Source organism: Curvibacter sp. CHRR-16 (genome assembly GCF_018474005.1).
Classification (GTDB): Bacteria; Pseudomonadota; Gammaproteobacteria; order Burkholderiales; family Burkholderiaceae_C; genus Allorhodoferax.
Genome location: NZ_JAHCSH010000003.1, coordinates 171,012 through 196,859 on the forward strand (window position 1 = coordinate 171,012; position 25,848 = coordinate 196,859).

At 59.2% G+C, this 25,848-nt stretch carries 28 protein-coding genes; 10 read left to right on the forward strand and 18 right to left on the reverse strand.

Features of this window, described 5'->3' with window-relative positions; genetic code table 11:
• Window positions 1-26 precede the first annotated feature (26 nt).
• Both KIK84_RS07685 and KIK84_RS07690 read left to right on the forward strand, forming a co-directional pair.
• Entirely contained in the window at window positions 27-1,328 is a 1,302-nt protein-coding gene (locus tag KIK84_RS07685; protein ID WP_214122484.1) for an O-acetylhomoserine aminocarboxypropyltransferase/cysteine synthase family protein, read from the forward strand.
• A gap of 15 nt (window positions 1,329-1,343) precedes the next feature.
• Window positions 1,344-2,333, forward strand: a complete 990-nt coding sequence (locus KIK84_RS07690) for a CysB family HTH-type transcriptional regulator (protein WP_214122485.1) — start codon at window positions 1,344-1,346, stop codon at window positions 2,331-2,333.
• 21 nt (window positions 2,334-2,354) lie between these two features.
• Here KIK84_RS07690 and KIK84_RS07695 read toward each other — a convergent pair whose 3' ends face one another.
• The 3 genes from KIK84_RS07695 to KIK84_RS07705 are packed head-to-tail and all read right to left on the reverse strand — an operon-like array spanning window position 2,355 to window position 3,928.
• The gene (locus tag KIK84_RS07695) at window positions 2,355-2,591 is read right to left on the reverse strand and encodes a hypothetical protein (RefSeq protein ID WP_214122486.1); all 237 of its coding nucleotides are present in this window, start codon (window positions 2,589-2,591) and stop codon (window positions 2,355-2,357) included.
• Window positions 2,592-2,765 carry a hypothetical protein gene (locus KIK84_RS07700; protein WP_214122487.1) on the reverse strand — a complete coding sequence of 58 codons (174 nt, stop codon included), beginning with the start codon at window positions 2,763-2,765 and terminating at the stop codon, window positions 2,592-2,594. It abuts the gene before it with no gap.
• Window positions 2,766-2,770: 5 nt separating this feature from the next.
• A complete protein-coding gene (locus KIK84_RS07705; RefSeq protein ID WP_214122488.1) occupies window positions 2,771-3,928 on the reverse strand; it encodes a methionine aminotransferase in 1,158 nt (385 codons plus the stop codon).
• A gap of 142 nt (window positions 3,929-4,070) precedes the next feature.
• Between KIK84_RS07705 and KIK84_RS07710 the strand changes: the two genes are divergently transcribed.
• From KIK84_RS07710 to KIK84_RS07735, 6 genes are all read left to right on the forward strand, one after another.
• Complete coding sequence (locus KIK84_RS07710; protein WP_214122489.1) at window positions 4,071-5,069, forward strand: sulfate ABC transporter substrate-binding protein; 999 nt, start codon at window positions 4,071-4,073, stop codon at window positions 5,067-5,069.
• A 49-nt stretch (window positions 5,070-5,118) separates the two neighbouring features.
• Complete coding sequence (locus KIK84_RS07715) at window positions 5,119-6,315, forward strand: multidrug effflux MFS transporter (RefSeq protein ID WP_214122490.1); 1,197 nt, start codon at window positions 5,119-5,121, stop codon at window positions 6,313-6,315.
• 93 nt (window positions 6,316-6,408) lie between these two features.
• Entirely contained in the window at window positions 6,409-7,263 is an 855-nt protein-coding gene (cysT, locus tag KIK84_RS07720) for a sulfate ABC transporter permease subunit CysT (protein ID WP_214122491.1), read from the forward strand.
• Entirely contained in the window at window positions 7,260-8,153 is an 894-nt protein-coding gene (cysW, locus tag KIK84_RS07725) for a sulfate ABC transporter permease subunit CysW (RefSeq protein ID WP_214122492.1), read from the forward strand. Before cysT ends, cysW begins: the two co-directional genes overlap by 4 nt.
• A 29-nt stretch (window positions 8,154-8,182) precedes the next feature.
• Entirely contained in the window at window positions 8,183-9,217 is a 1,035-nt protein-coding gene (locus KIK84_RS07730; protein WP_214122493.1) for a sulfate/molybdate ABC transporter ATP-binding protein, read from the forward strand.
• A gap of 117 nt (window positions 9,218-9,334) precedes the next feature.
• Complete coding sequence (locus KIK84_RS07735; RefSeq protein ID WP_214122494.1) at window positions 9,335-9,934, forward strand: hypothetical protein; 600 nt, start codon at window positions 9,335-9,337, stop codon at window positions 9,932-9,934.
• Window positions 9,935-9,992: 58 nt separating this feature from the next.
• On the opposite strand, the gene KIK84_RS07740 is transcribed toward KIK84_RS07735, so the two are convergent.
• From KIK84_RS07740 to KIK84_RS07765, 6 genes are read right to left on the reverse strand one after another with little or no spacing between them, the layout of a single operon-like run.
• Window positions 9,993-10,997 carry a transketolase family protein gene (locus KIK84_RS07740; RefSeq protein WP_214122495.1) on the reverse strand — a complete coding sequence of 335 codons (1,005 nt, stop codon included), beginning with the start codon at window positions 10,995-10,997 and terminating at the stop codon, window positions 9,993-9,995.
• Window positions 10,994-11,836, reverse strand: a complete 843-nt coding sequence (locus KIK84_RS07745) for a transketolase (RefSeq protein WP_214122496.1) — start codon at window positions 11,834-11,836, stop codon at window positions 10,994-10,996. The genes KIK84_RS07740 and KIK84_RS07745 overlap by 4 nt, the downstream gene beginning before the upstream one ends.
• Window positions 11,837-11,859: 23 nt before the next feature.
• Window positions 11,860-13,119, reverse strand: a complete 1,260-nt coding sequence (locus KIK84_RS07750) for a TRAP transporter large permease (RefSeq protein ID WP_214122497.1) — start codon at window positions 13,117-13,119, stop codon at window positions 11,860-11,862.
• Window positions 13,116-13,622, reverse strand: a complete 507-nt coding sequence (locus tag KIK84_RS07755; protein ID WP_214122498.1) for a TRAP transporter small permease — start codon at window positions 13,620-13,622, stop codon at window positions 13,116-13,118. Before KIK84_RS07755 ends, KIK84_RS07750 begins: the two co-directional genes overlap by 4 nt.
• Window positions 13,623-13,643: 21 nt before the next feature.
• A complete protein-coding gene (locus tag KIK84_RS07760) occupies window positions 13,644-14,630 on the reverse strand; it encodes a TRAP transporter substrate-binding protein (protein ID WP_214122499.1) in 987 nt (328 codons plus the stop codon).
• A gap of 35 nt (window positions 14,631-14,665) precedes the next feature.
• A complete protein-coding gene (locus tag KIK84_RS07765) occupies window positions 14,666-15,415 on the reverse strand; it encodes an SDR family NAD(P)-dependent oxidoreductase (RefSeq protein ID WP_214122500.1) in 750 nt (249 codons plus the stop codon).
• Window positions 15,416-15,609: 194 nt separating this feature from the next.
• Here KIK84_RS07765 and KIK84_RS07770 point away from each other — a divergent pair, with 194 nt between their 5' ends.
• Window positions 15,610-16,515, forward strand: a complete 906-nt coding sequence (locus KIK84_RS07770; protein WP_214122501.1) for a LysR substrate-binding domain-containing protein — start codon at window positions 15,610-15,612, stop codon at window positions 16,513-16,515.
• A 3-nt stretch (window positions 16,516-16,518) separates the two neighbouring features.
• Here KIK84_RS07770 and KIK84_RS07775 read toward each other — a convergent pair whose 3' ends face one another.
• Genes KIK84_RS07775 through KIK84_RS07795 form a run of 5 tightly spaced genes read right to left on the reverse strand, consistent with a single transcriptional unit; the run spans window position 16,519 to window position 20,873 of the window.
• Complete coding sequence (locus KIK84_RS07775) at window positions 16,519-17,187, reverse strand: TetR/AcrR family transcriptional regulator (RefSeq protein WP_214122502.1); 669 nt, start codon at window positions 17,185-17,187, stop codon at window positions 16,519-16,521.
• Window positions 17,188-17,214: 27 nt separating this feature from the next.
• A complete protein-coding gene (locus KIK84_RS07780) occupies window positions 17,215-18,207 on the reverse strand; it encodes an ABC transporter substrate-binding protein (RefSeq protein WP_214122503.1) in 993 nt (330 codons plus the stop codon).
• 57 nt (window positions 18,208-18,264) lie between these two features.
• Complete coding sequence (locus KIK84_RS07785; RefSeq protein WP_214122504.1) at window positions 18,265-19,143, reverse strand: ABC transporter permease; 879 nt, start codon at window positions 19,141-19,143, stop codon at window positions 18,265-18,267.
• 10 nt (window positions 19,144-19,153) lie between these two features.
• A complete protein-coding gene (locus KIK84_RS07790) occupies window positions 19,154-20,044 on the reverse strand; it encodes an ABC transporter permease (protein WP_250207850.1) in 891 nt (296 codons plus the stop codon).
• Window positions 20,037-20,873, reverse strand: a complete 837-nt coding sequence (locus KIK84_RS07795; RefSeq protein ID WP_250207851.1) for an ABC transporter ATP-binding protein — start codon at window positions 20,871-20,873, stop codon at window positions 20,037-20,039. Before KIK84_RS07795 ends, KIK84_RS07790 begins: the two co-directional genes overlap by 8 nt.
• Before the next feature lie 190 nt (window positions 20,874-21,063).
• Here KIK84_RS07795 and KIK84_RS07800 point away from each other — a divergent pair, with 190 nt between their 5' ends.
• Window positions 21,064-22,467 carry an FAD-binding oxidoreductase gene (locus KIK84_RS07800; RefSeq protein WP_214122505.1) on the forward strand — a complete coding sequence of 468 codons (1,404 nt, stop codon included), beginning with the start codon at window positions 21,064-21,066 and terminating at the stop codon, window positions 22,465-22,467.
• A gap of 8 nt (window positions 22,468-22,475) precedes the next feature.
• Here KIK84_RS07800 and KIK84_RS07805 read toward each other — a convergent pair whose 3' ends face one another.
• The 4 genes from KIK84_RS07805 to KIK84_RS07820 form a co-directional block, all read right to left on the reverse strand.
• A complete protein-coding gene (locus KIK84_RS07805; RefSeq protein ID WP_214122506.1) occupies window positions 22,476-22,775 on the reverse strand; it encodes a DUF2218 domain-containing protein in 300 nt (99 codons plus the stop codon).
• A 65-nt stretch (window positions 22,776-22,840) separates the two neighbouring features.
• On the reverse strand, window positions 22,841-23,611 hold the full coding sequence (locus tag KIK84_RS07810) for an ABC transporter ATP-binding protein (protein WP_214122507.1): 771 nt from the start codon (window positions 23,609-23,611) through the stop codon (window positions 22,841-22,843).
• On the reverse strand, window positions 23,608-24,672 hold the full coding sequence (locus tag KIK84_RS07815; protein ID WP_214122508.1) for a FecCD family ABC transporter permease: 1,065 nt from the start codon (window positions 24,670-24,672) through the stop codon (window positions 23,608-23,610). The genes KIK84_RS07810 and KIK84_RS07815 overlap by 4 nt, the downstream gene beginning before the upstream one ends.
• Complete coding sequence (locus KIK84_RS07820) at window positions 24,669-25,847, reverse strand: ABC transporter substrate-binding protein (protein ID WP_214122509.1); 1,179 nt, start codon at window positions 25,845-25,847, stop codon at window positions 24,669-24,671. Before KIK84_RS07820 ends, KIK84_RS07815 begins: the two co-directional genes overlap by 4 nt.
• Window position 25,848 lies beyond the last annotated feature (1 nt).

Consider the following 25,848-nt stretch of genomic DNA (forward strand, 5'->3'; position numbering starts at 1 on the left):
TTTATCGATAACAGGAGCGACTTTTCATGGCCGACCAGACCCATCCTTCTTGGCGTTTTGAAACCCTGTCCGTGCATGCGGGCTATTCGCCAGACCCCACAACCAAAGCCGTGGCGGTGCCGATTTACCAGACGGCGGCCTATGCGTTTGACAGCGCCCAGCATGGCGCAGACCTGTTTGACCTGAAGGTGCCGGGCAACATCTACACCCGCATCATGAACCCCACCCAAGACGTGCTGGAAAAGCGCGTGGCGGCGCTGGAAGGCGGCATTGCGGCCCTCGCCCTGGCCTCGGGCCAAGCGGCGGTGACCTATGCCATCCAGACCATTGCCGAGGCGGGTGACAACATCATCAGCAGCACCGCGCTGTACGGCGGCACCTACAACCTGTTTGCCCACACGCTGCCCCAGTTCGGCATCACCACCCGCTTTGCCGACCACCGCGACCCCGACAGCTTTGCCCCGCTGATCGACGATAAAACCAAGGCCATTTATGTGGAGTCGCTGGGCAACCCGCAGGGCAATGTGACGGACATCCGCCGCATCGCCGACATCGCCCACGCGCACGGCATTCCGCTCATCGTGGACAACACCGTGGCCAGCCCCTACCTGCTGCGCCCCATCGAGCACGGCGCGGACATCGTGGTGCATTCGCTCACCAAATACCTGGGTGGCCACGGCACCAGCATTGGTGGCGCGATTGTGGACAGCGGCAAGTTCCCGTGGGCGGAGCACAAGGCCAAGTTCAAGCGCCTGAACGAGCCTGACCCCAGCTACCACGGTGTGGTGTACACCGAAGCGCTGGGCCCTGCCGCCTACATTGGCCGTGCCCGCGTGGTGCCGCTGCGCAATACGGGTGCTGCCATTTCGCCCTTCAACGCCTTCTTGATTTTGCAAGGCATCGAGACCCTGTCGCTGCGCTTGGAGCGCATCAACGCCAACACGCAAGCAGTGGCCGAGTTCCTGCAAAAGCATCCCAAAGTGGGCTGGGTCAATTACGCGGGCCTGCCCAACCACCCCGACCACGCGCTGGCGCAAAAGTACCTGGGTGGCAAGGCATCGGGCCTGCTCACCTTTGGCGTGAAGGGCGACGATGGCCGCGCTTCCGGGGCCCGCTTCCTGGATGCGCTGCAGCTCTTCACCCGACTGGTCAACATTGGTGATGCCAAGTCACTGGCCACGCACCCAGCGTCCACCACGCACCGCCAGCTCAGCCCCGAAGAGTTGGCCAAGGCCGGTGTGCCCGTCGATGCGGTGCGTTTGTCGGTGGGCATTGAGCACATTGCCGACCTGCTGGCCGACTTGGACCAAGCACTGGCAGCGGTCTAACCCCTTGGAGTTGGCATGAACTTTCAGCAGTTGCGCTCTATCCGCGAAACCGTGCGCCGGGGCTACAACCTGACGGATGTAGCCCAAGTCCTGCACACCTCGCAACCCGGCGTGAGCCGCCAAATACGCGAGCTGGAGCAGGAGTTGGGGGTGGATTTTTTCATCCGCAACGGCAAGCGCCTGACAGGACTCACGCCCCCAGGGGCGGAGTTGCTGCCCATCGTGGAACGGCTGCTGCAAGAGTCTGACAACCTGCGCCAAGCGGTGCTGGACTTTAGCCAGCGCCAAGAGGGGCAGCTGTCCATTGCCGCCACCCACTCCCAAGCGCGCTATGCGCTGCCGCACGTGGTGCGCGACTTTCGGGCCTTGTTCCCCAAGGTCACGCTGCACCTGCACCAAGGCTCACCCAAACAAGTGGCGGCCATGCTGATATCGGGGGAAGCCGACATTGGCGTGGCCACCGAAGCGCTGGCCGACTACCAGCAACTGGTGACCCTGCCCTGCTACCGCTGGACGCACAGCATCGTGGTGCCCAAAGGCCACGCGCTGCTGCAAGAGCTCCGCGACAGTGGCCAGCCCCTGTCGCTGGCGCAGTTGGCACGCTACCCCATCATCACCTACGAGCTGGGCTATACGGGCCGCTCGCACATCGACCAAGCCTTCCGCTCCGCCGGCCAACAACCCGATGTGGTGCTCACCGCCATGGACGCCGATGTGATCAAGACCTATGTGGAGTTGGGCATGGGTGTGGGCATCGTGGCCTCCATCGCGCTGGATGACAAGCAAGAGGCGCTGGAGTACATCGACGCGGGGCATTTGTTCCAAGTGAACGTGACCCGGCTAGGCCTGCGCAAAGGCGCATGGCTGCGCAACTACGCCTACGAGTTCATCCAAACCTTTGTGCCCACGCTCAAGCCCGAGGTGGTGCGCCAGGCCCTGCAAGAGGCCAACAGCGGCGATGGAGCCGATGGCGAAGACGCCCTAGAAAACGCGCTGGCGATTTAGCCTTGGCATACACGCCGCCTATTAGCAAAGGTACGACTCGGTAAACCGTGCCTCTGGTGCGGTGCGCAGAACCATGTTGCTGGCTTGCCACTGGCACTGCACGCCATGGGCTAGCTGCAATTGCAGTAGCAAAGGGCCTTCTGTCTGCACGCTACCGCCCAGCACCAAAGCGCACGCTTGCGTGTGCTGCGATGGCTCGCTGTGTGACAGCACAGTCAGGCTGCCTTGCGCCACGCGCCCCAAGCTATCTGCATCCACCTATTGGCTGTGCACGCCGTGCAGCAGTAGCTCTACGCCTTGCACAAAACCATCTTGCGGTGCGGCCATGCTGTGCTGGCGTACAGCGGCAACGGCAAAGCGCACCAGCACGCTGCCAGCCTGCGGGGTGATGCTGGCTAGTTCAGAGTCGGCAAACAGCAGGGTGTAAAACACTGCAGCTACACCCGCGCCAACCTCTGCACCGCTTGCTGCAGCGTACTATCTTGCTTGGCAAAGCAAAAGCGCACCACGCGCATGCCCTGCGGTGGCTGGGCATAGAACACCGACACGGGGATGGACGCCACGCCGTGCTCGGTGGTCAGCCAGCGGGCAAAGGTCACGTCGTCCATGTCCGGTTGCAGCGCGCTGTAATCGGCCAACTGGAAGTACGTGCCTTGCGATGGCACCAAGCCAAAGCCCGCTTGGCTCAAGCCCGCCGCCAGCAAGTCGCGCTTGGGCTGGAAGAAAGCGCTCAGCCCTTGCCAATGGCTGGCATCGGCCAAATGTGCGGCCAGCGCATGCTGGGCCGGTGTGCTGACCGAAAACACCAAAAACTGGTGCAGCTTGCGCAACTCGGCTGTGATGGCCGCCGGGGCCACCATATAGCCCACCTTCCAGCCCGTGGCGTGGAAGGTTTTGCCAAACGAATAGACCGCCACGCTGCGCTGGCGCAGTGCGGGGTGGGCCAGCACGCTGTGGTGCTGCAGGCCATCGAGCACCAGATGCTCGTACACCTCGTCGGCCAGCACCAACAGGTTGTGGCGCTCCGCGATGGCGGCCAGTTGCGCCAGGTCTTGTGTGCCCCACACGCTGGTGGACGGGTTGTTGGGGTTGTTGACGATGATGAGCCGCGTGCGCGGTGTCACCGCAGCCTCCACACGCTCCCAGTCCACGGCAAACTGCGGCGGCAGTATCGGCACGCGGATGGCTTGCGCACCCTGCGCAGCAATGGCGGGGGCGTAGCTGTCATACGACGGATCGAGCACGATGGCCGCATCGCCTGGGTGCAGCACAGCGGCGATGGTGGTGAACAGCGCCTGCGTGGCCCCGGCGGTGACGGTGATCTCGGCATCCGCATCGAACGCACTGCCGTGCTGCAGTTGCAGCTTGGCCGCTATGGCTTGGCGCAGTGCTGGCAGGCCGGGCATGGGCGCGTACTGGTTGTGCCCCAGTTGCGCCGCTTCGCCCAAGGCTTGGGTTAAACGCGGGTGACAGGGGTAGTCCGGGAAACCTTGCGACAGGTTGATAGCGCCATGTTGCTGCGCCAACGCGCTCATGACGCTGAAGATGGTGGTGCCCACATCGGGCAGTTTGGAGGTGAAAGGGAGCTGGCTCATGGTTCTTGGGTTGTGCTGGCTTGGCTGCACCTAGTCTAGCGGGGCCGCCAAAGACACCATCCTCATATGCAAACAACAATTTATTCGTTGTTCAAATAACAAGCCTTGTCGACAATCCGAACCCATCTTGTTTGGAGGCCCCATGAATTTCCATAAAAAATGCCAGCTAGCCCTTGTGCTGCTTGCCGCAAGCGCTAGCAATTTTGCAGCAGCACAAAGTCTGCTCAATGCCTCGTACGACGTGGCACGCGAGTTTTACAAAGACATCAACACCAGCTTTGTGGCCAGCTACAAAAAGAGCACAGGCAAAGACGTGAAGGTGGAGCAATCCCATGGCGGCTCCAGTGCGCAGGCGCGCGCCGTGAGCGAGGGCTTGGACGCCGATGTGGTGACCTTCAACACCAGCACCGACATCGACTTTTTGGCCAACAACGGCTTGGTAGCCAAGGATTGGACCAAGAAATTCCCCCACAACGCAGCCCCCACCAGTTCGACCATGCTGTTTTTGGTGCGCCAAGGCAACCCCAAAGGCATCAAGGACTGGGATGACTTGGTCAAACCCGGCGTGCAAGTGGTGGTAGTCAACCCCAAACTGGGTGGCAATGGCCGCATGGCGTATTTGGCCGCTTGGGGCCAAGTGCGCAAGAAAGGCGGCTCCGATGCCCAAGCAGCGGACTATGTGCGCAAGCTTTACGCCAATGTGCCGGTACTGGCCAAGGGCGGGCGCGATGCCACCACCATCTTCTTGCAGCGCAATATTGGTGACGTGCTCATCACATTTGAGTCGGAAGTGATCAGCGTGGATCGGGAGTTTGGCACTGGCAAAGTGGACGCCATCCACCCCAGCACCTCCATCGTGGCGGAAAACCCCGTGGCTGTGGTGGAGCGCACCGTGGCCAAGAAAGGCACCGGCGACCTGGCCCGCGCCTACCTGAACTACCTGTACAGCGACGAAGCACAAGAGATTGCGGCCCAGCACGCCATTCGCCCCAGCAACCCTGCGGTGCTCAAAAAATACGCCAGCACCTTCAAGCCCATCACGCTGTTCCGCGTGGAGGACTACTTTGGCTCACTGGCCGAAGCGCAAAAAGTGCACTTTGCCGATGGCGGCCAGTTCGACAAGCTCTACACGGTGAAGTAAGTCCACGCGCCAGCGTGGGTTGGGGTGCTGCGGCTATGCTGGCACCCCTATGAAACATTCTTTCTTTCGCACCGCTCTGGTATTGGGCCTGCTCTCTGCCACAGGTCCTTTTGCCATCGACATGTACCTGCCCGCCCTGCCCTCTATTGGGCAGCATCTGGGTGCCTCCATTAGCCAAGTGCAGGCCAGCCTGATGGCTTTTTTTGCCGCCATCGCTATTGGCCAAATCATCTATGGCCCGGCGGCCGACATGCTGGGCCGCAAGCCTCCGCTGTACTTTGGTTTGCTGCTGTTTGCATTGGCCAGCGTGGGCTGCGCTTTGGCTCCCAACATCGAAACTCTGGTAGCGCTGCGCTTTGTGCAGGGCTTGGGAGCCTGTGCGGGCATGGTTATTCCACGCGCCGTGGTGCGCGACTTGCACACCGGGCATGAGGCGGCGCGCCTCATGTCGCTCTTGATGCTGGTGTTCAGCGTGTCGCCTATCTTGGCGCCACTGACTGGCAGCTTGTTGATTGATGTGGCAGGCTGGCGCAGCGTGTTCTGGGCCGTGGGCTTGGCCGCCGTGCTGGGCTTGGCACTGGTAGCCACCAGCTTGCCCGAAACCCGCAACGCCGCCCAGCGGTTGGAGAGCAGCGTGGGCAGTGCTCTGCGTGGCTACGGTGTGTTGCTGCGCGATAAACACTTTTTGGGCTTGGTGTTCATTGGCGCATTTGGCATTTCCAGCTTTTTCGCCTACTTGGCCAACTCGTCCTTTGTATTGATTGATCACTACGGCCTCAGCCCGCGCCAGTACAGCGTGGCCTTTGCAGCCAATGCAGCCGCCTTTATTGGCATGTCGCAGCTCGTGGGCAAACTGGCCAAGCGCTTTGGCCTCGCCCCGCTGGTGCGCGTGGCCATGGTGGGCAATAGCACGGTTATCGGCTTGCTACTGGTTGTGCAACTGCTGGGCTTCACACAGTTGCCTGTTTTGTTGGTGTTGCTGTTCGTGGGCTTTGGTTTTTTGGGCTTGGTCATCCCCACCACAGCAGTGCTGGCGCTAGACAAGCACGGTGCTATTGCGGGCACCGCATCGGCGCTGATGGGCACGCTGCAGTTCGTGACCGGGGCACTGGTCATGGCCTTCACGGGCTTGTTTGTGGACGGAACAGCACTGCCCATGGTCGCGGGCATTGCAGCTTCGTCTGGCATTGCACTGGCGTTTGCCCTCAAAACTTTGCGTTCTGAATTGCACCCAAAACCACACTAGCTAGTAATAAGCAAACAACTAGAAAGTAGTTTGCGACCATGGGCAGGCTACGGACAATGCGCGCTTCCATCGAATTGAAAGTTCACTCTGTCCATGTCTGCCCCTGCAACGGCCCGTCGGCCGTCCCAACGCGTACTGCCCGGTTTCGGGCTCACACTGGGCTACACCTTGTTTTACCTGAGCGTGATCGTGCTGATCCCGCTCTCGGCCCTGTTCTTCAAAACCTTTAGCCTGAGCTGGGAGCAGTTCTGGGCTGCAGTGGCCAGTCCCCGCGTAGTGGCTTCCTACAAGCTGACCTTTGGCGCATCGTTCATCGCCGCCGTGGTCAACGCGTTTGCAGGCCTGCTGGTGGCGTGGGTGCTGGTGCGCTACCACTTTCCGTTTAAAAAGATAGTGGATGCACTGGTGGACTTGCCCTTTGCCCTGCCCACTGCCGTAGCGGGCATCTCTCTCACGGCTCTGCTGGCCAGCAATGGCTGGGTAGGCAGTTTGCTAGAGCCCTATGGCATCCAACTGGCCTACAACCCCAAGGGCGTGGTCATCGCGCTCATCTTCATTGGGTTGCCCTTTGTGGTGCGCACGGTGCAGCCGGTGCTGGAAGACATGGAAAAAGAACTGGAAGAAGCCGCCACCTGCTTGGGTGCCAACCGCTGGCAAACCTTTCGGCATGTGATCTTTCCGGCCATCTTGCCCGCCCTGACCACTGGCTTTGCCATGGCGTTTGCGCGCGCTTTGGGAGAGTACGGCTCGGTCATTTTCATTGCCGGCAACATGCCCATGATTTCCGAAATCACGCCGCTCATCATCATCAGCAAGTTGGAGCAGTTTGACTACCCCGGTGCCACCGCCGTGGCCGTGGTCACGCTCTTGTTCTCGTTCACCATGCTGCTGGTCATCAATGCCTTGCAAGGCTGGCAACGCAAACGCGCAGGAGGAGCTTCCGCATGAGTAGCAACAACACCCTGCGCACAGTGCGCAGTGGCACCACCGAGCCCCTGTGGGTCAAGTGGACGCTGATTGGCATCGCGCTGGCCTTTTTGGGGCTGTTCTTGGTGCTGCCTTTGGCAGCGGTGTTCACCGAAGCGCTGCGCAAAGGCTTTGACGCCTATTTTGCCGCCCTGCGCGAGCCCGATGCCTGGTCGGCCATTCGCCTGACGCTGATCACTGCGGCCATTGCCGTGCCACTCAATTTGGTGTTTGGCGTAGCGGCGGCTTGGGCTGTGGCCAAGTACGAATTCCGTGGCAAGGCTGTGCTCATTACCTTGATTGACCTGCCCTTCTCGGTCTCGCCCGTGGTGGCTGGCCTGACCTATGTGCTCCTGTTTGGCTCGCGCGGCTGGTTTGGCCCTTGGTTGGAGGAGCACAACCTGAAGGTGATTTTTGCCGTGCCCGGCATTGTGTTGGCTACGGTGTTTGTGACCTTCCCCTTCATCGCCCGCGAGCTGATTCCGCTGATGCAAGCCCAAGGCACCGACGAAGAGCAAGCCGCCCAGGTGCTGGGTGCTTCGGGCTGGAAAACCTTCTGGCACGTGACGCTGCCCAACATCAAGTGGGGGCTGATCTACGGCGTCATTCTGTGCAACGCCCGCGCCATGGGCGAGTTTGGTGCGGTGTCGGTGGTGTCGGGCCACATCCGCGGCCAGACCAACACCATGCCCTTGCACGTGGAAATCCTCTACAACGAATACCAGTCCGTGGCCGCCTTTGCGGTGGCGTCTTTGCTGGCTTTGCTGGCCTTGGTGACCTTGGTCATCAAGTCGGTGGCCGAGTGGCGGTTTGAGCGCGAAAAGCAAGCCGCCGCCAACCTGCCGCCCGAGCGCCCCATCACGGCACCCTGAACACCGACCCCCTTCTTAGAAAGCCTGCCATGAGCATCGCCATCCGCAACGTCAACAAACACTTTGGTGCTTTTCATGCCCTCAACAACGTCAACCTGGACATCGCCTCCGGCGAACTGGTGGCGCTCTTGGGCCCATCGGGCTGCGGCAAAACCACGCTGCTGCGCATCATCGCCGGGTTGGAAACAGCCGACGCGGGCAACATTCTGTTCAGCGGTGAAGACACCACCGACGTGCACGTGCGCGAGCGCAATGTGGGCTTTGTGTTCCAGCACTACGCCCTGTTTCGCCACATGACGGTGTTTGACAACGTGGCCTTTGGCCTGCGCATGAAGCCACGCAAGCTGCGCCCCAGCGAAGCGCAGATCAAAACCAAGGTGATGGAGCTCTTGCAGCTGGTGCAGCTGGACTGGCTGGCTGACCGCTTTCCAGCTCAGTTATCCGGTGGGCAGCGCCAGCGCATCGCCTTGGCCCGTGCCTTGGCCGTGGAACCCAAGGTGCTGCTGCTGGATGAGCCGTTTGGCGCGCTCGATGCCAAGGTGCGCAAAGAGCTGCGCCGCTGGCTACGCCGCCTGCACGACGAGCTGCACGTGACCAGCATCTTCGTGACGCACGACCAAGAGGAAGCCTTGGAAGTGGCCGACCGCGTGGTGCTGATGAACAAGGGCAATATCGAGCAAATCGGCACGCCGCAAGAGGTGTGGGACAACCCCGCCAGCGCCTTTGTGTACAGCTTTTTGGGCGATGTGAACCAGTTTCGCGATGGACAAACCACCACCTTTGTGCGCCCGCACGACGTGGACATTTGGCCTGTAGGTGCCAACGCCCCCAGCACAGCCTCAGCTTCCACAGGCTTTATCGCCACACTGAGCCGCGCCATTGTGGTGGGGCCAATTGCCCGCTTGGAGTTGCTGCCTAGCGATGGCGGCGCGCTGGTGGAAGCCCACCTGTACGCCGAGGAATACCGCAGCCGTGGTCTGCAAGAAGGCCAAACCGTGCACTTTGCCCCGCGCAAATCACGCGTGTTCGTGCAATCGGACAGTGACCCTGCATTGGCGATTTGACCATGTATGCAGCAAGGTGATGCGGCAGCGCATCACCCAAGCGACACAGCCAGTGCATAGATAGCATCGTTTGGTGCACAATTTGTCGTCTAACCAACCGTACACCGGAGATACCCAATGAAAAAGCTCGTCGTCGCTGCTGGTATTGCAAGCGCTGTTCTGTCCAACTCTGCTTTCGCTCAGGCAGAAAAGTTTGCAGGCTTCCAGTTGGGGGCTAGTTTGGATCTGGTGTCAGCCCGAAGCGAAGGCACAGTTACGGGCAACGATACAACCTCCAACCAGTCTAGCGGCAATGCATCGTTGATTGCGCAGTTCAACTTTGCACTCGGTTCTGAGTGGATCTTGGGCCTTGGCGGCTCTTACCAACTGGGTGAAAACAAGGCCGGTAACTGGAACATTTCCGGTGTAACGAATACTCTGAAAAACCTGTACAGCGGCTACGCTGTTGCTGGCTATGCAGTCGATAGCAATGGACTCCTGTACACCAAACTTGCTGGTTTGGGAGCAGACAGCTACGTTACTTCGTCCAGCAGCTCAACAACTTCGGTAACTGGCCGCGGAATTGGTATTGGCTATCAAGGGTTTATTGGCACTAACACGACCTTTACAACCGAGTTGATGTACAACAAATACCATGAATTCACCCCCAAGGGTTCAAGCAATACAGTCACGCCTCAATCAACCGTACTGTCGTTTATTGTTGCTCACAAATTCTAAAAATACGTTGAAACGCAGGCTTAGAACATAAGCCTGCGTGTTGTCTACAAGGGCTTGATCAGTCCAACCACGCTTTGATGCGGCCAGACAATGCGCTGGTACTGATCCCGTAGCGATCATGCAGTGTGGGCAAAGCGCCGGCATCCAAATACGCATCGGGTAACCCGGCCAATCTGAAGCGTGTTGGTTGCACACCGTTTTGCAGCAGACAGCTCGAAACGGCTTCACCCAGCCCCCCAATGACCGAGTGGTTTTCCGCTACGACCACGAGACGCGGTTTCGCCGCCACCTCGGCCAAGACAGCGGCCTCGTCAAGCGGTTTGATGGTGGGGCAATGCAGCACCGCCACTCCAATGTTGTCGGCTTTGAGGGCTTGGGCTACTTCAAGAGCACGCATGGTCATGAAACCGCTGGAAATGATGAGCACCGCATCGCCATCGACCAAGCGCTTGGCTTTCCCCAACTCAAACTGGTAATCGTATTCATCCAGCACCAATGGCACGTTGCCGCGTAGCAAGCGCATGTACACAGGGCCGTTGTGCGCTGCTATTTGCGGTACGGCCTGCTCAATGTCGAGCGCATCGCAAGGGTCCACGATGGTCAAACCCGGAATGCCACGCATCATGGCCAAATCCTCGGTTGCTTGGTGGCTAGGGCCATAACCGGTCGTCAGTCCGGGCAGTGCGCAGCACATCTTGACGTTGAGGTTTTCTTCGGCAATGACTTGGTGGATGAAGTCGTATGCGCGGCGCGTTCCAAACACGGCATAGGTGGTGGCAAACGGAACCAAGCCTTCCTTGGCCATACCGCCAGCCGCCCCCATCAGGAGTTGCTCAGCCATGCCCATCTGGTAGAAGCGCTCCGGGTAGGCTTGGGCAAACAAATGCAAGTCGGTGTATTTGGCCAAGTCGGCCGTCATCCCAACAATCTCAGGCCGATTGGCCGCTAGTTCTACCAGTGCCTTGCCAAACGGTGCCGCCTTCACACGCTGGCCTTCGCCAGCAATGGAAGCGATCATGGCAGAGGTGGTCAGGCGTGGTTTCTTCTCGGTTGCGGTGCTCATGCAGTGGCTCCTTGTGGTGCCGATTGGTCAAGAATGGCGAGGGCTTGCTGCCACTCGGGGGGATCAACCCGTATGAAGTGGTTCTTCTCGCGTGTCTCTAAGAAAGGGACTCCCTTGCCCATCAAAGTCTTGAACAAAATCACGCGGGGTTTGGGCTCTTTCAAGGCGCGTGCCGCATCAAATGCAGCCAATACAGCGGGCAGATCATTGCCATCCACCCGTTGCACATGCCAGCCAAATGCAGCCCACTTGTCATCCAAAGGCTCAAAGCCCAGCACCTTGCTGCTGGGGCCGTCGGCTTGCTGGTTGTTGATATCGACCAAACAAATCAGGTTGTCCAACTGGTGGTGAGCGGCTGACATAGCAGCCTCCCAGGTAGAGCCCTCATCGAGCTCCCCATCGCTCATGGAGTTGTAAACAAAAGCGGGGTTGCGCTTTTGTTTGAGGCCTAGCGCCATACCCACACCAATGACCAGTCCTTGGCCTAAGGAGCCACCGGAAATTTCCATGCCGGGTGTGTAGCTGGCCATTCCACTCATGGGCAGACGGCTGTCGTCGCTGCCGTAGGTTTCCAACTCTTCCTGCGCAATGATGCCCGCCTCGATCAAAGCGGCGTAATGGGCGATGGCGTAGTGACCGTGTGACAGCAAAAACCGGTCACGCCCTTCCCACATCGGGTCTTCAGGTTGGAGGTTCAGCGCGTGACCATAGGCTACGGCCAGCACATCAGCCCAGCCCAAGGCTTGTCCTATATAGCCTTGGCCTTGAACCTCGCCCATGCGCAACGCGTAGCTGCGAATGCGGTGGGCGCAAGCCTGTAGTTGTTCCAAATTACTCATTGAAATACTCTCCTAGATACTGCTTAGTGGATCGTGAGCCAAGGCAGGTAGGCAAAGCCCAGCAGCAAACCAATAGCGACGATGTAGAAGGGAATCAGCTCCATCACGACATCGCCAATGCGTACCTTGGCAATGGTGCTGGTGATAAACAGCGTGGTGCCGATGGGCGGGTGGTACAGCCCGATTGATAGGTTCACGATCATCATGATGCCCAGCTGGATGGTGTCCATGCCCACAGCCGATGCCAAGGGCACGAACATCGGTGTCAGCAGCAACACGGCAGCGGGCAGATCAATGAACATGCCGGTAGCTAGCATGATCAGGTTCATGGCCAAAATGATCAACCAAGGTGACTGCAGGGTTTCCGTGGCAAAGCGGGTGAACGCCGCAGGTAACTGCTCGTATGTGACGATCCAGCCCACAATACTGGATGCCATGATGATCAGCAGCACCACACCGCTAGAGATGCCAGCCTCTACCGCAGCATGTTTGAGCTTGGTGAGTGTCAAATCACGATAAACCAACCCCGACACCACCAGTGCGTACAAGGTGGACATCACGCTCACTTCGGTAGGGGTGGCAATGCCAAAGCGCAGAAAAATGATGATCAACACCGGCATCAGAAGGGCTGGCCCGGCTTGCAATAACTGTTGGCCTAGTGCCCCCCACTCGAAAGGCGTGGTGTCGCGCGGAAAATTGCGGCGACGCCCTTGTATGTAGCACACCAGCATGAATCCACCGCACATGAGAAGACCTGGGAGAATGCCTGCTACAAAGAGTGCACCAATCGACGCACCAGAGACCAAGGCATACACAATCATTGGGATGGAAGGTGGAATCAAAATGTCTATCGTGGCCGCTGCGGCCAATGTGCCAGCAGCAAACGGTGCCGGATAGCCCAGCTTCTTGAGCCAAGGTATCAGCATGGAACCAATTGCAGACGCATCCGCTACAGCTGAACCGGATACACCTCCAAAGATGGTGGAGGACAGTACCCCCACCTGCGCAGGCCCTCCGTGTATGCGACCTATGAGCATGCTCAGCAAATTGACCAAACTTTGGCCCAGTTTTCCGCTCACCATCAATGCCCCGGTCAGCATGAAAAAGGGGATGGCAATGAGTGGAAAACTCTGTACTTGCGCAATCATCTGTTGAACCGCTAAATCAACAGGAATGCGGCCAAGCATGAGCAATGCCCCTACCGAGGACAACACAAGCGCATGAGCAATCGGTATGGAAGCGAGTGCGGCAATAACGAACAATCCAATAATGAGTACGGTCATGGCGTAGCTCCTTGCGCATCGGTTGCGACTCCATAATTTCGCCATAACACGGGTATCTGGATCAGGGTAACGACCGCCATCAGCACAAAGCCCAGCATCAAACAAACGACCGTGACGGAGCCTGGCACTTTGAGAATGGGGGTGTATTCATCCGCCGAAATTTCCATCAGTGGCAGCGTGGCCCATGTCAGTCCGAGGTAAAGCAAGGCCACGATGGCAGCACCACCAGCAAGCACCCAACGGCGGCTAGCGCCTAGGCGTTGGGTGAGCAACACCCCCGCAATGTGGGAACCGTGCTGTGCTGCCAGCACCACGCCCGACATGATGATCCAAGGGAACATCAACTCCGGCAGTTCGGATGCCCAAGCGAGACTGGTACCGGACATGTAGCGCAACGCCACATTGATACTCAAGATAAGAAATGTGAGTGCCAGCGTGACGTACAGTACTGAGCGACACGCGTACCCAATACTGCGGTTGACCCAATCCATAAAAGTATTCATGGTGTTCTCCAGTCACCTTACTCAGCGAGCGGCAGCAATCACTTTTTTGAGGTATGGGCCAATGGGTGTCGCCAGCCATTTATCATCTACAGCGGATGTAGCCTTGGCAAAAGCCGCCTTATCTACAGTGGTCACCAACACACCCTTCGCCTTGAGCTCGACTAACAGCTTGTCGTCGGCTTCTTGGGACAGTTTGCGTTGCAGCAACGTAGCCTCTGCTGCAGCCTCTTGGACGGCTTTTCGGTCGGCATCTGACAACTTATCCCAAGTGCGCTTACTCATGAGAAAGGGTGTCATTTGGAACATGTGGCTAGTCAGTGCCAAATGCTTTTGCACTTCATACAACTTGCTTGCATGGATATTGACCAAGGGGTTCTCTTGACCATCCACCACGCCTTGCTGCAGGGCAACATACAACTCAGCGAACTTGATCTGCTGTGGATCAGCACCCAAGGCTTGCATGATGTCAACCAGCACAGCGTCAGGCGGAGTGCGCATTTTGAGCCCCTTCATATCCTCCACCTTATTGATTGGGTGCTTGCTGTTGGTCATGTGGCGGATTCCGTTATCCCAATAACCCAATACCACCATGCCTTTTTCCGCCGATTTTTGGGCTAGCTCTTGACCCAAAGGGCCATCCAGCAATTTGAAGGCTTGTGCAGGTGTTGAAAACAAAAAGGGCATGCCGTAGGCCGCGTATTCGGGTACGGCAGCGGAAACAGCACCTTGTGAATTAGCAGACATGTCCAACGCACCTGTACGCAGCGCTGTGACCATGGCTGCATCGTCCCCCAGCTGGGCAGAAGGTGCAACCTGCACTTCGATGCGGCCTGCGGTTTTCGCCTTCAGGATTTCTGCAAACTTGACAGCAGCCTCATGGCGCGGATTGCCAGGTGCTGCCCCATGGCCCAAGGTAAGTTTGATAGCTTGGGCTTGCGCTGCCATCGGCAAGGCAGCTAGCAGAGCTGTAGTGATGACCAGTGTACGGATAAATTTGTGGCGTTGCATTGTGTGTCTCCTCTTGTGTTTATGGGTCAAAAAAATCAGTGAATGAGCATGCCGCCATTCACATCCAGCGTGATACCCGTGCAATACGCCGACAGAGCGCTTGCCAAAAATACGCAGGCCCCCGCGATGTCATCAGCACGGCCCAATCGAGCAAGCGGTACTGTCTCGGCAATCTCTGCTTTCTTCTCTTCGGTGAGCTTGCCCTTGATGATGTCCGTACCAATGAGCCCTGGAGTAATGCAATTGACGCGGATGTTTTCAGGGCCAAACTCGCGGGCCATTGCGCGCGCCAAACCCAACACACCGGCCTTGGCCGCCGAGTAATGCGGTCCGCCCAAAATACCGCCGCCGCGCTGCGCGGATACCGACGAAATGCACACAATGGAACCGCTTTGCTGCGCACGCATAGTGGGTAACACGGCTTGGGACATGTAGAGCGTGCCACGCAAACTCACATCCAAAATGCGGTCATAGTCGGCACCGGTGATCTCCAGTGTCTTGACTGGTTGGGTAATGCCGGCGTTATTCACCAGGGTGTCAATACGTCCAAATGCATGCAAGACCGCCGCAACTGCTGCATCGCACGATGCCTTGTCCGTGACATCAGCTACCAAGCCGATATGGCCTGCACCCAGCTGAGCGGCCGCTTCAGCAGGATTAGCGCGCTCCAGATCCAGCACCGCTACGCGTGCACCCTGCGCGGCCATCATCCGTGCAGTGGCAAAACCCAAACCATTGACACCAGCGCCACCCGTGATGATGGCCACCTGATCTTTCAACAACATAACGCTTGTCTCCTTGGAATTGACACAGTGACAAGAGATGCCCTGTTCACCTAGCTGCGCGCCTTGCAAGGCTGTGATGCGCAGGGTCTGTCTCTTGTTCTGTGTCCAGATTCTGGGATTGGCATATCCTGATGACAAGCGATTAAATGCCAGCGTAAGATGACCGTTTGTCATTTGATGTCAGGGTTGCCACCATGTCTGCACTCCCACCAATTGCCAACTTGCAAGCCTTCGAAGCAGTGGCACGCCGCAAGAGTTTTGCATTGGCTGCAGCGGAGTTGCACCTCACCGCTTCTGCCGTCAGTCACCAGATTGCCCGCTTGGAGGCGCAACTGGACATCCGCTTGTTTGAACGCAGTGCCCACGGGGTGCGTCTGAGCCCTGCCGGGGAGCACTACCTGATGCATGTGAAAACGGCTATATCCGCTATCGCATCAGCCACCGAGGATTTGCGCAAAGGTATTCGCAATAGCCTGTATGTGCATTCCGCACCCAGCATCGCCAGCCTATGGCTCATGCCCCGCTTGCACCGCTTTGCGCAAGCCCATCCCGACATTTCTCTCAATCTCTCTGCAGCCCATACGCCCAGCGACTTTGCTTTGGGCCAAGCCGATGTGGATATACGGTACGGTATCCCGCAATGGGGTGATTTGGTCGTAGAACCCTTGTTTGAAGAGTCCATCGTTCCCTTGGCAAGTCCCGCCTTTATCAAGCGGCATAAGCTCAAGAAGATTGCCCAATTGCTGGATGTCCCCCTGATTCAAAGCAATGTGAGCGTGGTGCAATGGTCTGACTGGTTTGCCCGCTATGCCACTTTGCGTGCGCCCGATCGTTTCCCCGTGCGGTTTGACCGTGCACAAATGTCACTCGATGCCGCCACGCAGGGGTTGGGCGTGGCACTGGAAAGCGCCGTCAATGCTGGTGGACACTTGGCCGAAGGAAAGTTGATTGCCCCCTTTGGCATGGACAAAGCCATTCGGGTCAAGGCCCATTTTGCGGTTTACCCCCCCAGGCACGCCAAACGTCCCGTGGTCGAGGCGTTCCTTTCTTGGCTCCACACAGAGGCAGCAGAAGCTGCAAAAACATCAAGGTCGCCCTAGGCGCTACAAACCACACCCGCGCAGCACCAATCCCACTACGTGGTCGGTGGCGCGCTCAAAGTCACTGGCACGCAGAGTGGACTGCCCCATGACGGCGCAAATTTGCACATCAAAGTCGGCATAGGTTTGGGTGGCAGCCCAGATGGTGAAAAACAGCTGCATACCATCGACCGGGGCCATGCGGCCTTGCTCTACCCAGTACTGCACCACTGCCGCCTTCTCTAGCACCAGAAGGCGCAGCTCGGTGGCCAGCAGTTCTTGCACAACCTGCGCACCGTGCAAAATTTCATTGGCCCACACCTTGGAGGCATCGGGTCGTTCGGCCGACAAGGCCATCTTGGCGCGGATGTAGCGCTCCAACGCGGTCCTGGGGTCGGCATCGCGGGTGATGCCGTGGGCGGGCATGAGCCAGTCGCTCAGGATGCGCTCCAGCACCGCGCGGTACAGCGCTTGTTTGGAGCCAAAGTAGTAGTGCAGATTGGCCTTGGGCAAGCCACTGGCCTCGGCAATGGCGGCCATGGTGGCACCGCCAAAACCTGCGCGGGCAAATACGTGCTCGGCAGCCAAAAGAATAAGGGCCTCATTCGCTTGGCGAATTTGGCCCTTGTTGCCAGCAGGGCTGGCGCTATCGGGCGTGGATTCTGGTGGGGAAATGTCCAACGGATGTTCCATGCGCCCGATTATCAAACCACCGTTTGCTTACTTCTGCGCTGCGTCCCAAATAGCGTGGGAGTAAGCGGCTTTGCCCGGGTCTTTCTTGATGACAGGGTCGCTGCCACCGGCCAACAAGACCTTGACAGTACGCTCATACGCAGCAGGCTCTAGGTAACCAATTTTGGGCGAACCCGCATTGGTGATGAGTTTGGCCACGTTTTCCATCTGGCGCTTTTGCACCTTCACGCTGGCGCTGCCCGTGGTGTCGGCAGCCACCACGGCTTTAGCGGCACCTTCGGGGTCTTTTACGGCGTCATTCCAGCCCTTGAGGGTGGCTTTGAGGAACTTGCCCATCTTGGCCACAAAGGCGGGGTCTTTCAGGTTCTCTTCCAGCACGTACAAGCCGTCTTCCAGCGTGGCCACGCCTTCTTTTTCATAGAAGAAGGTGACCAGGTCTTTTTCCTTCACGCCCGCGTCCACCACCTGCCAGTACTCGTTGTAGATCATGGTCGAGATACAAGAGGCTTGGTTTTGCAACAGCGGATCGACGTTGAAACCTTGCTTGAGAATCTTGATGTCCGTACCGGGCTTGTAGCCCAGCTTGCTCATCCAGTTGAGGAAGGGGTATTCGTTGCCACCGTACCAAACCCCCAAAGTCTTGCCCTTGAAGTCTTTGGGAGAGGACACGCCGCTGGCCTTTTTGCAAGTCAGCATCAGGCCCGATTGGTTGAACACCTGGGCCACGTTCACCAGCGGTACACCGGCCTCACGGGCGGCCAAGGCCGAGGGCATCCAGTCCACCACGATGTCGGCTTGCTTGCCTGCAATGACTTGGGTGGGTGCAATGTCAGGGCCACCGGGTTTGATGGTCACGTCCAAGCCCGCGTCTTTGTAGTAGCCCTTGGCCGCTGCCACGTAGTAGCCCGCGAACTGGGCTTGCGGTACCCATTTGAGCTGAACAGTCACTTTGTCAGCCGCTACTGCCACCATACCAACCGTAGCCAGTGCCACAGCCAACAGTGTTTTGGAAAAACGCATGGAACTCTCCTTGAAGGGGTTAGGACAAACAGAACACACACACTCACAGAACACTGATCACCCCTCCCGCACGGAAGGGTGCCAGAACGCGGCACGACGCTCCAGCGCCACCAGCACGGCATACGCGGCAGAACCCGTGATAGCCGCCACCACGATGGCGCCCCAGACCAGCGGCATGTTCATGCGCGCAGCCTCGGTCGAAATACGAAAACCCAAGCCCGCGGTGGGCGAGCCGAAAAACTCCGCCACGATGGCGCCAATGAGGGCCAGCGTGGCATTGACCTTGAGCGCGCTAAACATGAAGGGCAGCGCGCAAGGCAGGCGTAGCGCCAGCAGCGTGCGGTGGTAGCTGGTGGCGTAGCTGTACATCAGCTCGCGCTCCAGCTTACCCGCCGCCTTGAGCCCGGCCAAGGTGGACACCAGCATGGGGAAAAACGTCATGAGCACTACCACGGCTGCCTTGGAGGGCCACTCAAAGCCAAACCACATGACGGCAATGGGTGCCACCCCCACCAGCGGCATGGCGCTGGTGAGCGAGGCCACGGGCAGCAAGCCGCGCTGCAAGAAGGGCAGGCGGTCAATGGCCACTGCCACCACAAAGCCCAAACCACAGCCCAGCGACCAGCCTATGACGACTGCTTTGAGCACGGTTTGCACAAAGTCTTCCCACAGCTTGTCGGTGTTGGTCATGAAAGACTCCACCACCAAACTGGGCGCGGGCAGCAGCACGCGTGGCACGTCAAAAGCGCGCACCAAGAGCTCCCAAAACACCAGCACCCACAGCCCAAACAGGGTGGCCGTGGCAGTAGTGCTCCAGCGTCCGCCGCCATCCCACGCGGCCACGGCGCGCACGCTCCACACAGCCAGTACCACCAGCCCGAGCAACGCGGGCCAGAACCACGGGGCCGATGCCAATCCAGTAGCCATATTGCTCATGTGTGTTCCTTCATACCCGGCCCCAGTTGCGCAGCACCATGCGCTCTGCCAGCGCCACTGCGCCCGTGAGCGCCAGCCCCAGCAAAGCCGAGACCACCAGTGCAGACCAAATTTGTACCGTCTGCCCGTAGTACGAACCCGTGAGCAAGCGCGCACCCAAACCGGCTTGGGCACCGGTCGGCAACTCGGCCACCATAGCCCCCACCAACCCTGCCGCTACGCCTACACGCAGCGCTGGAAAGAGGAAAGGCAAAGCCGCTGGCAAGCGCAGCAGCCATAGCGTTTGCCAAGGCTTGGTAGCGTAGGTGTGCAGCAACTCCATCTCTATCTTTTGCGGTGAGCGCAAGCCCTGCACCATGGCCACCGTGACGGGAAAGAAGCACAAATACGCGGCAATCATCGCCTTGGGTGCGGTGCCCGAAAAGCCCAAGCTGCCCAGCGCCACCAGCAAGATGGGCGCAATGGCCAGCACCGGCACGGTTTGCGAGGCGACGATCCACGGCAGCAGCGCCTTGTTGAGCGTGCGGCTGTGCACGATGAGCACCGCCAGCAGCAGCCCCACCAATGTGCCGATACAGAAGCCCAGCAAGGTGGACTGCCCCGTGACGGCCACGTGGTAGAGCAGGTTGCGCGGTGAATCGATGGGCCAATCGACCAGACTCTCGTACAGGTCTTGCACCACCTGGTGCGGTGCGGGCATGAGGGGGCGCTCCATGGTCATGGTGGCCACGAACAACTCCTGCTGGGTATAACCCGCTTCAGCATCCAGTACACGCTCTATAGCGCCCGGTGCATTGAGCCACCACGCGGCCCCGTACCAGGCCAACACAATGGCCAACAGCACCGTAGCAATGGGCAAGCCCCGGTGGAGCCAATGTTGCAGCGCTGTCGCCTTAGCCATGGTGCCCATCCGCCAAGGCTTCGCGCACCTCGTGGGCAATGCGCACAAACTCGGGGCTGTCGCGCAGATCCAAGTTGCGTTCATCAGGCAAGGTGGAATCGATCACCTTGACGATGCGCCCCGGGCGTGGCGACATGACGACGATCTTGCTGGACAGGTACACCGCCTCGGCAATGGAGTGGGTCACAAACACCACCGTGCGGCGTTCACGCTGCCAGAGCTGCTGCAACTGCTCATTGAGGCGGTCGCGGGTGATCTCGTCCAATGCCCCAAAGGGTTCGTCCATCATCAAAATCTGGGGTTCGAAGGACAGTGCCCGCGCTATGGACACGCGCTGTTGCATGCCGCCTGAGAGCTGCCACGGGTATTTGCGCTCGAATCCTTTGAGGCCCACCTGCTCTAGCTGCGCCAGGGCGATGGCCTGCGCCTGCGCTTTGGAGCGGCCTTGGATTTGCAGCGGTAGCGTCACATTGGCCAACACAGTGCGCCACGGAAACAAGGCTGGTGCTTGGAACACATACCCATAGGCACGATTCAAGCGCGCTTGGTGAGGGGTCAGGCCATTGACCAGCACTTGACCGGAGGTGATAGGCTCCAAATCGGCAATGACGCGCAGCAACGTGGTTTTGCCACAGCCCGAGGGGCCGATGAGCGACACAAACTCGCCATCGGCAATGCTCAGGTCGATATCGCTGAGCGCATGCACGGGCGTATCGGCTGTTTGGTAAATGACATTGGCCGCACTGACCTGCACGGCCAATTTGCTGTCAGGAGCGCCTCCCGAACGGGGCATGGCTGCGCCGGGCGCGGTAGCATCGGTATGGTTCATGAACATGCTTTGCTGTGGCCTTGTGCCGCACCAAAAGCAGGCACGGCGGTTGATTCATGATGCAAAACCTAACCATTTGGTCAGGAACTGCATCGGCTAAGCCAGAAGCGTGCCAGTATGCACCACCCATGCAAGCTCGTAATCCCTAAGCCTCGCCGTGTCCAGCCACGCCCACCACACCGCTCCCGCCATGCACACAACCCCTAGCGCCAACACCCCCCAGTTGCCTGCCTTGCTGGCCGCACTCCAGAGCCGTTTTGGCACCCAATTTTCGGCTGCGCTAGCCGTGCGTGAGCAACACGGGCGCGATGAGTCGGCGTTTGACATTGCCCCGCCCGACGCCGTGGTATTCGCCCAGTCCACACAGGATGTGGCCGATGCGCTGGCGCTGTGCCAGCAGCACCGCGTACCGCTAATTCCCTTTGGCGCGGGTTCATCACTGGAAGGGCATTTGCTGGCCGTGCATGGTGGCATCAGCCTCGATATGAGCCGCATGGACGCGGTATTGGCCATCCACCCCGAAGACCTGACCGCGACCGTGCAGCCCGGCGTGACGCGCAAGCAGCTCAACGAAGCGCTGAAAAGCCACGGCCTGTTTTTCCCCATAGACCCCGGAGCGGATGCCAGCATCGGTGGCATGACGGCCACCCGTGCCAGCGGCACCAATGCCGTGCGCTACGGCACCATGCGTGAGAACGTGCTGGCACTGGAAGTGGTGGCGGCCAATGGCGAAGTGCTGCACACCGGCACCCGCGCCAAGAAAAGCAGTGCGGGCTACGACCTGACCCGCCTGCTGGTGGGCAGCGAGGGCACTTTGGGCGTGTTCACCGCCATCACACTCAAGCTCTACCCCCTGCCCGAAGCAGTGATGGCCGCTACGTGCAGCTTTGCCACACTGGCCGATGCGGTGAACACCACCATCCAAATCATCCAACTGGGTGTTCCGATCGCCCGCTGCGAACTGCTCGATGCGCAAACCGTGGGCATGGTCAACACCCACTCGCGCTTGAACCTGCCACTGGCGCCGCTGCTGCTGATGGAGTTCCACGGCTCCCCCGCAAGCGTGCAAGAGCAAGTGGAGACAGTACAAGCCATCGCGCAAGACAACCACGTGCTGGGCTTTGACTGGGCCAGCACGCCCGAGGAACGCACACGGCTGTGGACAGCGCGGCACAACGCGTACTTTGCCGGGCTGCAATCGCGCCCGGGCTGCAAAGTGATTACCACCGATGCCTGCGTGCCCATCTCACAACTGGCGCAGGCTATTTTGCAATCGGTAGACGAAGCCAACGCCGCACAGCAACCGTACTTTCTGGTCGGTCACGTGGGCGATGGCAACTTCCACATGGGCTATTTGATCGACCCCGCCCAACCTGCCGAGCGTGTACGGGCTGAGCAACTCAACACCCAACTGGTACGCCGCGCCTTGCGCCTAGGTGGTACCTGCACGGGGGAGCACGGCGTGGGGCTGCACAAGCAAGACTTTTTGCTGGAAGAAACTGGCGCTGCTGCGGTGGGCATGATGCGCGCTATCAAACAGGCGCTGGATCCCTACGGCATTTTGAACCCCGGCAAAGTATTTGCCGGGAACTGAGTCCACGCTCAGGCAGAAAGCGGCCTGCTCTCATCCCACTCAATGCGCATGGGAGCCTTGCGTGAAAACAAGGCCACATGCTCATCGAGCACATGCTGTACACGCGCTAATAACTCCGCGCTGCTCGCTTGGCATTCAAACTGAATGTGCTCGGTACCCGCTTGCATGTGGCAATCCCCCCAATCGAAGTGCGCCGTTCCCTGTTCTTCGGTGTACTCGACCGCGATTTTTTTGCTGAAGTGGTAGCACAAGCGCACCATGATGCGACTTGCTTCTGCGGTTGGCAGTTGTCCTTTTTGGTAATACATAACTCACACTTTTTTGAAAAAATACCCCAGCAACTGGGCCATACGCTGTGGTGGTGAAGGGCTGTTTACAGTGCGCGCTCCACAATGACTACAGGCGTGTCTTGGCTGCAGCGCTCTACCCGCGCTTCTATGCCATAGGCTTGGCGCAGCAAATCGGGGCTGAGCACCTCCGCAGGGCTGCCCTGAGCCAGTAAACGGCCTTGCGCCAGCACCCACCACTGGGCGCCAAAGCGGGCCGCCAAGTTGAGGTCATGCACGGCCATCAAGCACAGGGTTTGGTAGCGCTGCACATGTGCCTGCAAAGCCTGCATCAGGCACAGCTGCCAGCGCAAATCCAGCGCACTGGTGGGCTCATCGAGCAAGAGCAAGCGTGGCGCACGCGCCAGCAACTGGGCCAGCCCCGCCATCTGACGCTGCCCACCGGACAGGGTTGCCAAAGGGCGCATGGCCAGTGCCTCAAGCTGCAAATCCAGCAGCACCGCTTGCACACGCTCCAGTGCCTGCTGCGCTCCCCACTGTGGGCAGGCGGTACGCACGGCCCCCAGTACCGACTCAAACACACTCAGCGAAGTGGTTTGCGGCAATGTCTGTGGCATGTAGGCGATGTGCCGCGCCCGCTGTGCAGGATTCCAGCGTGACAAGTCTTCACCATCGAGTAGCACGGCACCTTGCATTGTCTGCAACCCTGCCAAAGCTCTGAGCAGGGAGGACTTGCCGGCTCCATTGGCTCCCACCAGGGCCACCATAGCGCCCTGCTGCTGGGTTTGTGCATGCACGTCTTGCAATACGGTGTGACCACCATAGGCTACGCCCAAGCCTTGTAACACCAAACTCATGCCAGCCCCCGTTTTTGGTGGCGAATGATCAGCGCCATGAACACCGGCACTCCGACCAAGGCCGTGACAATCCCTATCGGCAATATCACGCCAGGCACCAAGGCTTTACTCAAAATAGATGCCGCACACAGCATGCAGGCACCGGCCAATGCGCTGGCGGGCAAATAAAAGCGGTGGTCTTCACCCAGCAACAAACGGGCGATGTGCGGCCCAACCAAGCCCACAAAACCAATGGTGCCAACAAACGCCAATGCCGTTCCGCTGAGCAAGCACACACGCAGCAAGCTCAACAACCGCAAACGCTCCACCTGCACCCCACTACTGCGGGCTTGGTCTTCGCCATTGCGCAGGGCTGTCAATGCCCAAGATTGGGATTGCGCCCACAGCGCACAGACCCCCACCACCCCAGCCAGTATGGCAATGCGCGGCCATGTACTGCGCCCCAAACTCCCCATGGACCAAAAAACGATTTGCTGCAGTGCATTGGCATCAGCCAAGTACTGCAACAACCAGAGCAAAGCCTCAAAGCAAAACATCAGGGCAATGCCGAACAGCACCACCGCGTTAACCGATGCTCCCCAGCGCCACGCCAGCAGGTGGATCAAGGCCGCGCCAATGGCTGCGCCAGCAAATGCACTCAGGGGCAAGGACAGATTGCTGTCCAACCCCCAAAAGGTAAAGCCCGTAACGATGGTCACGGAGGCGCCCACCGTAGCTGCAGCCGACAAGCCCAAAGTGAAGGGACTGGCCAAGGGGTTATTGAGCACCGTTTGCATTTGCGCCCCAGCCAGCCCCAAAGCTGCCCCCACCAACATGGCCATGCAGGCTTGGGGCAAACGCAGATCCAGCAAGATGACTTGGCTGCCTTCATCCAGTGCACTGGGATTCAGCACGGCTGTCCACCACGAGGACAACGGCAACGCCGCTGGACCCGTGCTCAAATCCACCCCCACCAGCAACAGCAGCACCGCCAACAAGGCCAGCAACCCCAGAAGGCGATAGCGTTGGATAACGCTGTATTGCTGTAACAAATTCCCCCGTCCTGCTGGCACCAGCTTCATGCCGAGGCTCCCGCCGGCAAGCTGGTCCAGTACACGCCATCCAGTGGCACGGCTTGGTAACGGGTATACAGCGTCGCCAAGGTCTTGTGCGGATCCAAATCGGCAAACAAGCGTGGGTGAAACCATTTGGCAAACGCCTGTACAGCAGCCACGTTGAAAGGTGAGTTGTAAAAGTGATGCCACACCGCATGGGCATGCCCATTGCGCACCGCGGGCAGACTGCCAATGCCCGGGCGTTGCAAGGCACGCTTGAGCGAGGCTTGCGCCGTGGCTTCATCCACACCCGCCCCCAGTACGATGCGCTTGGGCATGCGTTCCACCGTTTCGCGTGCACCAATAGCGGTGCCAATGTATATCTGCGGTGGATGGCTAATGAGTTGCTCCAAACTCATGGTGCCAAAAGCACCGGGCACCAAGCCCACCGCCACATTGCGCCCCCCTGCAGCGTCAATAAAACGCCCCATCAAGCCATCGCTCATGGTGGCGCAGCACTCTTCACTCAAACCCACCCGGTTCTCGATGAACACCGTGGGCTTGTCGGGCCGCGCTTGCTGCAAGCGGCGGCTCACCACCTCCATAGCGGCCCTGTAATCACGCACAAAAGCGTTGGCCACCGCTTGCTGCTGCAGCAACTGTCCCAGCAGCAACATGCTGGTAGGGGTGTTGAGCAGTGGCTCGCGACGCAAATCGATAAACACCACCGTGATGCCCGCCGCTGACAGGCGCGCTAATGTCTCGCGGTCGTGCACCGAGGGGCCATGCCCCTCCAATCCGAAGATAGCCACATCGGGCTTGAGTGCGATGGCTTTTTCCACGCTGAAACTGTCACCCGTAGTGCGCCCGGTGCGCGCTACATCGCGCAACTGTGGGTAGCGGCGCAAGTACTGGGCATAGCCGGCTGGGTCGAGCTGCTCAAAGTCCACCGGCATGCCCACCAAACGCTGGCCCAAATCCTCGCGCAACACAATCGACAAGGCCGGGATCAAGCGCGCCTCGCCCAACAAAATGCGTTGCGTGCGTTCTGGGCGGCGCAGGCTGCGGCCCGCCAGATCGGTGATGTAAGGCACATCACCCGCTTGTGCGGCACCAGCCAAGGTGCTAACCGCACTGGCCAATCCCCACGACAGTAATTGGCGTCGCTGGTGTGCGAGGGGGCTCTGGATGGATGTTGGCATG

Excerpts from the sequence above, each read along its gene's own strand:
- KIK84_RS07685 (WP_214122484.1), top strand. The coding sequence starts at position 27 with ATGGCCGACCAGACCCATCCTTCTTGGCGTTTTGAAACCCTGTCCGTG.
- KIK84_RS07690 (WP_214122485.1), top strand. The coding sequence starts at position 1,344 with ATGAACTTTCAGCAGTTGCGCTCTATCCGCGAAACCGTGCGCCGGGGC.
- KIK84_RS07705 (WP_214122488.1), bottom strand. The coding sequence starts at position 3,928 with ATGAGCCAGCTCCCTTTCACCTCCAAACTGCCCGATGTGGGCACCACC.
- KIK84_RS07710 (WP_214122489.1), top strand. The coding sequence starts at position 4,071 with ATGAATTTCCATAAAAAATGCCAGCTAGCCCTTGTGCTGCTTGCCGCA.
- KIK84_RS07715 (WP_214122490.1), top strand. The coding sequence starts at position 5,119 with ATGAAACATTCTTTCTTTCGCACCGCTCTGGTATTGGGCCTGCTCTCT.
- cysT (WP_214122491.1), top strand. The coding sequence starts at position 6,409 with ATGTCTGCCCCTGCAACGGCCCGTCGGCCGTCCCAACGCGTACTGCCC.
- cysW (WP_214122492.1), top strand. The coding sequence starts at position 7,260 with ATGAGTAGCAACAACACCCTGCGCACAGTGCGCAGTGGCACCACCGAG.
- KIK84_RS07730 (WP_214122493.1), top strand. The coding sequence starts at position 8,183 with ATGAGCATCGCCATCCGCAACGTCAACAAACACTTTGGTGCTTTTCAT.
- KIK84_RS07735 (WP_214122494.1), top strand. The coding sequence starts at position 9,335 with ATGAAAAAGCTCGTCGTCGCTGCTGGTATTGCAAGCGCTGTTCTGTCC.
- KIK84_RS07740 (WP_214122495.1), bottom strand. The coding sequence starts at position 10,997 with ATGAGCACCGCAACCGAGAAGAAACCACGCCTGACCACCTCTGCCATG.
- KIK84_RS07745 (WP_214122496.1), bottom strand. The coding sequence starts at position 11,836 with ATGAGTAATTTGGAACAACTACAGGCTTGCGCCCACCGCATTCGCAGC.
- KIK84_RS07750 (WP_214122497.1), bottom strand. The coding sequence starts at position 13,119 with ATGACCGTACTCATTATTGGATTGTTCGTTATTGCCGCACTCGCTTCC.
- KIK84_RS07755 (WP_214122498.1), bottom strand. The coding sequence starts at position 13,622 with ATGAATACTTTTATGGATTGGGTCAACCGCAGTATTGGGTACGCGTGT.
- KIK84_RS07760 (WP_214122499.1), bottom strand. The coding sequence starts at position 14,630 with ATGCAACGCCACAAATTTATCCGTACACTGGTCATCACTACAGCTCTG.
- KIK84_RS07765 (WP_214122500.1), bottom strand. The coding sequence starts at position 15,415 with ATGTTGTTGAAAGATCAGGTGGCCATCATCACGGGTGGCGCTGGTGTC.
- KIK84_RS07770 (WP_214122501.1), top strand. The coding sequence starts at position 15,610 with ATGTCTGCACTCCCACCAATTGCCAACTTGCAAGCCTTCGAAGCAGTG.
- KIK84_RS07775 (WP_214122502.1), bottom strand. The coding sequence starts at position 17,187 with ATGGAACATCCGTTGGACATTTCCCCACCAGAATCCACGCCCGATAGC.
- KIK84_RS07780 (WP_214122503.1), bottom strand. The coding sequence starts at position 18,207 with ATGCGTTTTTCCAAAACACTGTTGGCTGTGGCACTGGCTACGGTTGGT.
- KIK84_RS07785 (WP_214122504.1), bottom strand. The coding sequence starts at position 19,143 with ATGAGCAATATGGCTACTGGATTGGCATCGGCCCCGTGGTTCTGGCCC.
- KIK84_RS07790 (WP_250207850.1), bottom strand. The coding sequence starts at position 20,044 with ATGGCTAAGGCGACAGCGCTGCAACATTGGCTCCACCGGGGCTTGCCC.
- KIK84_RS07795 (WP_250207851.1), bottom strand. The coding sequence starts at position 20,873 with ATGAACCATACCGATGCTACCGCGCCCGGCGCAGCCATGCCCCGTTCG.
- KIK84_RS07800 (WP_214122505.1), top strand. The coding sequence starts at position 21,064 with ATGCACACAACCCCTAGCGCCAACACCCCCCAGTTGCCTGCCTTGCTG.
- KIK84_RS07805 (WP_214122506.1), bottom strand. The coding sequence starts at position 22,775 with ATGTATTACCAAAAAGGACAACTGCCAACCGCAGAAGCAAGTCGCATC.
- KIK84_RS07810 (WP_214122507.1), bottom strand. The coding sequence starts at position 23,611 with ATGAGTTTGGTGTTACAAGGCTTGGGCGTAGCCTATGGTGGTCACACC.
- KIK84_RS07815 (WP_214122508.1), bottom strand. The coding sequence starts at position 24,672 with ATGAAGCTGGTGCCAGCAGGACGGGGGAATTTGTTACAGCAATACAGC.
- KIK84_RS07820 (WP_214122509.1), bottom strand. The coding sequence starts at position 25,847 with ATGCCAACATCCATCCAGAGCCCCCTCGCACACCAGCGACGCCAATTA.